General features: G+C 67.9%; 7 protein-coding genes (1 of these 7 cut by a window edge). 5 read left to right on the forward strand and 2 right to left on the reverse strand.

The annotated features are described in order from the left end of the window. Positions 1-32 precede the first annotated feature (32 nt). The 5 genes from ACWKSV_RS14090 (at position 33) to ACWKSV_RS14110 (ending at position 5172) form a co-directional block, all read left to right on the forward strand. On the forward strand, positions 33-614 hold the full coding sequence (locus ACWKSV_RS14090; protein WP_076714488.1) for a cysteine hydrolase family protein: 582 nt from the start codon (positions 33-35) through the stop codon (positions 612-614). 48 nt (positions 615-662) lie between these two features. Then, positions 663-1985: a histidine--tRNA ligase gene (gene hisS / locus ACWKSV_RS14095; RefSeq protein WP_076714490.1), complete on the forward strand. Its 1323-nt coding sequence runs from the start codon at positions 663-665 to the stop codon at positions 1983-1985. After that, positions 1982-3055 (forward strand): peptide chain release factor 1, encoded by a 1074-nt coding sequence (gene prfA / locus ACWKSV_RS14100; RefSeq protein ID WP_056438521.1) that lies wholly within the window; start codon positions 1982-1984, stop codon positions 3053-3055. The genes hisS and prfA overlap by 4 nt, the downstream gene beginning before the upstream one ends. Positions 3056-3222: 167 nt before the next feature. After that, positions 3223-4035, forward strand: coding sequence for a peptide chain release factor N(5)-glutamine methyltransferase (gene prmC, locus ACWKSV_RS14105; RefSeq protein ID WP_076714492.1), 813 nt, complete (start codon positions 3223-3225; stop codon positions 4033-4035). Positions 4036-4320: 285 nt separating this feature from the next. Further along, on the forward strand, positions 4321-5172 hold the full coding sequence (locus ACWKSV_RS14110) for a DUF4167 domain-containing protein (RefSeq protein ID WP_076714494.1): 852 nt from the start codon (positions 4321-4323) through the stop codon (positions 5170-5172). A 63-nt stretch (positions 5173-5235) separates the two neighbouring features. Here the strand turns inward: ACWKSV_RS14110 and ACWKSV_RS14115 are convergent, their stop codons facing one another. Further along, positions 5236-5514, reverse strand: a complete 279-nt coding sequence (locus tag ACWKSV_RS14115; protein ID WP_056438513.1) for a hypothetical protein — start codon at positions 5512-5514, stop codon at positions 5236-5238. A gap of 47 nt (positions 5515-5561) precedes the next feature. Then, positions 5562-6078, reverse strand: the end of a protein-coding gene (locus tag ACWKSV_RS14120; RefSeq protein WP_076714496.1) for an oligosaccharide flippase family protein. 962 nt of this gene lie beyond the right edge of the window; only the last 517 of its 1479 coding nucleotides appear in the window; the start codon falls outside the window, past its right edge; its stop codon occupies positions 5562-5564.

The following is a 6078-nucleotide window of genomic DNA, read 5'->3' on the forward strand; positions in this document are numbered from 1 at the left end:
CTTTAGGGTGCGTGGTGTGACATGTTGCCGCCATGCCCGACACTGCCCCCCATGCCGCCGCACTGATCATTATCGACATGATCAACGACCTGAACTTCGAGGGTGGGGAGGATCTGCGCGCAACGGCCGAGGCGGCGGCGCGGCGGATTGTCGCGTTGCGGGCGGCGGCGGACGAAGCGGGCGTGCCGGTCATCTACGTCAACGACAATTTCGGCCATTGGCATTCCGAACGCTCCTCGATCGTCGCGCATTGCGACCGTGAGGACAGCCCCGGCCGTGCGTTGATTGCCGCGCTCCGGCCGCGCGACAGCGACTATTTCATCGTGAAGCCGCAATTTTCGGGCTTCTATGCCACCAACCTGCCGGTGCTGCTGCCGCAACTGGGCGTCAGCCGCGTCATCCTGACCGGGGTGGCGGCGGATATCTGCGTGCTGTTCACCGCCGCCGATGCGCATATGCGGGAGTACGACCTGTGGGTGCCGGGCGATACGGTGGCCAGCGAGAGCGACGATCATCGCCGCTGGGCGCTGGAGATCATGCGGCACAGCATGTGCGCGGAGACGCGTCCCACGACCAAACTGGCACTGGCGGATTGGTTGTCCAGGGACGGGTGATCGCACTCTAGCGCAGCGGCGCTCGCTACCTTAGATAGCGCCACCTCTATGGCACGGATCGAAACCCCCAAGCGCGTGCGCGGCACGCAGGACATCTTCGGCGACGAACAGCGCCGCTTTGCGCAGGTGCTGAGCACCTTCGAGCATGTCCACGGCCTCTACGCCTTCCAGCGGCTCGACCTGCCGGTGTTCGAGGATACGCAGGTCTTTGCCCGTTCGATCGGCGAGACGACCGATGTCGTGTCGAAGGAAATGTACACCTTCCCCGATCGCGGCGGCGACCTGCTGACCCTGCGGCCCGAATTCACCGCCGGGATCGCGCGCGCCTATCTGACCGAGGGGTGGCAGCAATATGCGCCGCTCAAGCTCGTCACCTCGGGTGCGGTGTTCCGTTACGAGCGCCCGCAAAAGGGCCGCTATCGCCAGTTCCACCAGATCGACGCCGAGATTTTGGGCGCGCCCGAACCGGCGGCGGATGTCGAGCTGCTGGTGATGGCCGACCAGTTGCTGCGCGAACTGGGTATCGCCGAGGGCGTGACGCTGCAGCTCAACACGCTGGGCGATGCGGAAACGCGTGACGCCTGGCGCGATGCGCTGGTCGCGCATTTCGAGGCGCACCGGGATCAGCTGTCCGAGGACAGCCTGGTGCGGCTGGAGAAGAATCCGCTGCGCATCCTCGACTCGAAGGACCCGCGCGACCGGCCGATCGCCGATGCCGCGCCCGATATCGACGCCTATCTGACGCCCGAGGCGCGCGCGTTCTTCGAGGCGGTGACGGCGGGACTGGACGCGGCGGGGGTCGCCTGGACGCGCAATGCGCGGCTGGTGCGGGGGCTCGATTATTATCGCCACACCGCGTTCGAGTTCGTGACCGACCGGCTGGGATCGCAGGGCACCGTGCTGGCGGGGGGGCGCTATGACGGACTGATCGAGTCGCTTGGCGGACCCGCCACGGCAGGCGTGGGCTGGGCGGCCGGGGTCGAACGGCTGGCGATGTTGCTCGACGAACCGGAGAAGCCGGGGATCGATGCGGTCGTGGTACCGATGGGTGCGGCGGCGGAATTGCGTGCGACGGGCCTCGTCGCCGAGCTGCGCCGCGCGGACGTCGCCACCGACATGGCGTTTCGCGGCAATATGAAGCGTCGCATGGCCAAGGCGAACGACCAGGGCGCCCGCTATGCGCTGATTCTGGGCGATGACGAGCTGGCGAACGGTCAAGTGCAGGTCAAGGCGCTGAAGACCGGCGAGCAGGCCAAGGTGTCGCTCGACATGGTGGCGCAGAGCCTGTCCGACCTGCTGTTCGAGGATGAGATCGCCGAGGATCATGGCGAGCAGCTTCCCCCATTGGCGCAGCGTCTGACGCCGCGATGAAAACCATCTCGGCCGAGCGCATCGCGCAGATCGAGGCGCGACGCGACGAATTGCAGGCGATGATGGCCACCGGCGAGCTGCCCTCGGACCGCTTCGTCGCGGTGTCGAAGGAATATGCCGAGCTGGAGCCGGTTGCCAATGCCGCCGCCGAGGTGCGTCGGTTGCGGCAGGAGGCCGACAGCCTGGCGTTCATGACGCAGGACGGCGACGACGAACTGCGCGAGCTGGCGGCAGAGGAGCTCCACGCCAACCGCAATGCGCTGGCGGCGGCGGATCGCCATTTGGCGCTGGCCCTGCTGCCGCGCGACGCCGCCGACGAACGCGCCGCGATGCTGGAAATCCGCGCCGGGACCGGCGGCGACGAGGCGGCTTTGTTCGCGGGCGACCTGTTCCGCATGTACCAGCGTTATGCCGAGCGGCAGGGCTGGCGGGTCGAGGTCATCTCCGCCTCGGTGCCCGATACCGGCGGCTATAAGGAAGTCGTCGCCTCGGTCGCGGGGGCGGGCGTGTTCGCCAAGCTGAAGTTCGAATCGGGCGTCCACCGCGTCCAGCGCGTGCCCGTCACCGAATCGGGCGGGCGCATCCACACCTCGGCGGCGACCGTCGCGGTGCTCCCCGAAGCAGAGGAGGTCGATCTCCAGATCGACGACAAGGACCTGCGCATCGACATCTATCGCTCGTCGGGCGCGGGCGGACAGCACGTCAACACCACCGACTCGGCGATCCGCATCACCCATATCCCGACCGGGCTGGTCGTGATCCAGCAGGACGAACGCTCGCAGCACAAGAACCGCGCCAAGGCGATGAAGGTGTTGCGCACCCGTCTCTACGAAGCCGAACGCGAGCGGCTGGCGGCGGAACGCGCGGGCACTCGGCGGTCGATGGTCGGCTCGGGCGATCGGTCAGAGCGGATCCGGACGTACAATTTTCCGCAGGGCCGCGTGACCGATCACCGGATCAACCTGACGCTGCACCGCCTGCCCGAAATCCTGGAGGGCGAACTGGACGAACTGATCGGCGCGCTGCTGGCGGAGGATGAAGCCGAACGGCTCGCCGCGCTCGATGGGTGATGTTCGCGCAGAGGCGCAGAGGACGCAGAGAGAGAGGATTTGCGGCGCCGCAGGCTCTTCGTTTCTGACGTCGACTGATGCCCGCACGTCGCCCGACACGAGACACCTCCGCGCCCTCTGCGCCTCTGCGCGAACCAATTTTCTTTATTCGTCTGCCGGTCGATAAGTTGACGGACGCCCGTACCGCGCTCGCGCAAGCTGCCGAGCGGTTTACCTTCTCCCCCACGGCGCGGCTCGACGCGGAACTGCTGCTCGCCCACGCCCTAGGGATCGAGCGCAACGCCCTGCTGCTCGACCTGACCCGGCCCGTCCCCGACAGCTTCTGGCCGCTGGTCGAGCGCCGCGCGCGCCAGGAGCCGGTCGCCTATATCACCGGTACACGTGGTTTCTGGACGCTGGACCTGATGGTCGGCCCCGGCGCGCTGGTTCCCCGCGTCGATAGCGAGACGCTGGTCGATGCGGCGCTCCGGCACTTCCGGGGGCGTGCCCCAGCCACCCTGCTCGACCTGGGCACCGGGCCGGGCACGTTGCTGCTCGCCCTTCTCGACGAGTGGCGCGACACGAAGGGGCTGGGTGTCGACCGTTCCCCGCAAGCGTTGCGATACGCCGTCGCCAACGCCGCGGCCTGTGGGCTGGCCGACCGGGCGCGGTTCGTGTGCGGCGACTGGGCGACCGGGCTGGCGGGGCCGTTCGACTGCATCGTCACCAACCCGCCCTATATCGGAACGGCCGAGCCGCTCTCGCCAGAGGTGCGCGATTACGAGCCCGGCACCGCACTCTTCGCCGGGCCGGACGGGCTGGACGATTACCGGCTGCTCGCCCCCGAACTGCGCCGCCTGCTCGCCCCCGGCGGGGCGGCGGTGGTCGAGATCGGGCATGAACAGGCCGGGGCGGTGACGGCTTTGCTGGCGGATCAAGGCTTTGCGGTAACGCTGCACCGCGATCTGGGCGGGCGACCGCGTGCCTTGCTGGCGCATTGAACAATCGCGCGTGATGCCCTATATTTCACTTGAAGGACCTAGGTCCGACCCGCTAGAGCGGGCACAGGGGCACGCGAACATCTGGCACTCTCACCGGTTTTTCGGGGTCGCAGGATGTCGGGCCGATGCCCATACCCTTCGTCATGTAGTCGCTGCTGTCCGGCGGCCGTGGCAGCGCCCGAAATCGGGTGCGACAGCTTCGCATCGCGCGAACCGCGCGCGATGTCGGGAAGAGTGGGTCGGAAAAAGTGGACCTTGTTGGTTTGACGACTAAGGACGAACAGCTTGATCAATAATCGGCAGGCCGGCCGCCGTCGCGGTCGTGGCGGCAACAACAATGGTGGGCAGCGTCCGGGCGGCAATCCCGGCCGTTCCGACAATGGCAATCGCATCGACAACCGCGCGCGCGGCAACGCCAGCCAGCTGTACGAGAAGTACAAGAATCTGGCGACCGAGGCGCAGCGTCAGGGCGACCGGGTCAACACCGAATATTACTGGCAGTTCGCCGATCACTATTTCCGGGTGCTGAGCGAAACCCGCTCGCGCTTCGAGGAGCAGAATCAGCGCCGCCAGCGCGAGGAATCGCGCGACGACCAGTATGACGACGGCTTCGACAACGACGCCGAGGATTATGGCGACGAGGGCGATCCCATCCGTCCCGGCGAGCAGCAGGGCGAGATCGAACAGCCGCGTCGTGAGCGTCAGCCCAGGGACAGCCAGCGCGACAACCAGCCGCGCGAAGCCTATGCGCGCGACAATCAGCAGCGCGAAGAGCGTCCCCGGCGCGACCGCGACGATCGCCCGCGCCGTGAGCCGCGCGAGGATCGCCGCCCGATGCGTGCCGAACAGCCCGCCATGGTCGAGGATGCGCAGCCGGTCGTGACCGCGCCCGTCATCACCCCCGAGGTCGCTTCGGTCCCGCAGGCCGAGGAGGAAGCCCCCCGTCGTCGCGGCCGTCCGCGTCGCGAGCGTCCCGCCGAGGTGCAGGATACGGGCGAGCAGACCGGCTTCGACGCCGATCGCCTGCCCCCGGCCCTGAGCGCTGCGCCCGAGGCGGAAGCGGCCCCTGAGGAAAAGCCCCGCCGTCGTCGCGTCCGCGCGGCGGCGCCGGTGGAGCCGGAGGCGGCGGCGGGCTGATCGCCTTCCACGCTTTCGATGGATAAAGGACCGGCCTTCGCGATGCTCGCGGGGGCCGGTTTTTTATGGTCGCCGGTCGACATCCTCGTCATGCCCGGTGCCCGAGCTGAGGAAGACCAGCCCCATCAGCGCACCGGTCAGCATCACCATGCCGCCGATCCCGCCAATCACCCCCAGCATCGTCACTCCGTTGAGCGGGCCATAGACCTCGGCCAGCGCGATCATCGCGAAGGCCACCGCGACGGCGGCGGCAACCGTCATCCACGCCATCAACATGCGGAACCGCGCCCAGGCAAAGGCCGCCTGTTCGGGATCGTCGAGTCCGGGTGGGGGCGGGGACATGGGCCGACTATGGGCAACGGGGGGCCGCTTCACAAGCGGGGCAGACCTTACCCCGCCCGGCGCAACCGCCCGACCGGCAGCTTGGCCCAGATGCCCCCGGCGATCGCATCGATCTCGCGCCGGACCGGGTGGCGCACCGCATAGACGACCGTCAGCCAGGCCAGCACGCCCGCCGCCGCGCTCACGCTCAACAGCATGAAGCCGACGGTCTCGGGCGATGCGACCCAGCGATAGACGGCCAGCAGCGGCGCGACCGTCGCCAGCGTGGCGATCAGGCTCTGCGCATAGACTTTGGCCATCCCCCGCCAGGCAAAGCCGGTCAGCGGCTTCATCAGCGTGGCGTAAAGCACGAACCACACAATCCCATAGCCGATGCGCGATATCGCCGCCCATTCCAGGCTGACCGTCGCCCCCAGGATCAGCAGCCCGATCGACGCGATCGTATCTAGCGCATTGGCGACGATCAGCCGCCGGATATGTCCCAGCAGGATGGGAAGCTCGAAGTGCAGCGGCACGGCGGCGAAGAACAACTGTCCCAGCGCGATCCAGCTCAACAGCGGCGCC

This window comes from Sphingomonas sp. SphC10 (assembly GCF_057004845.1).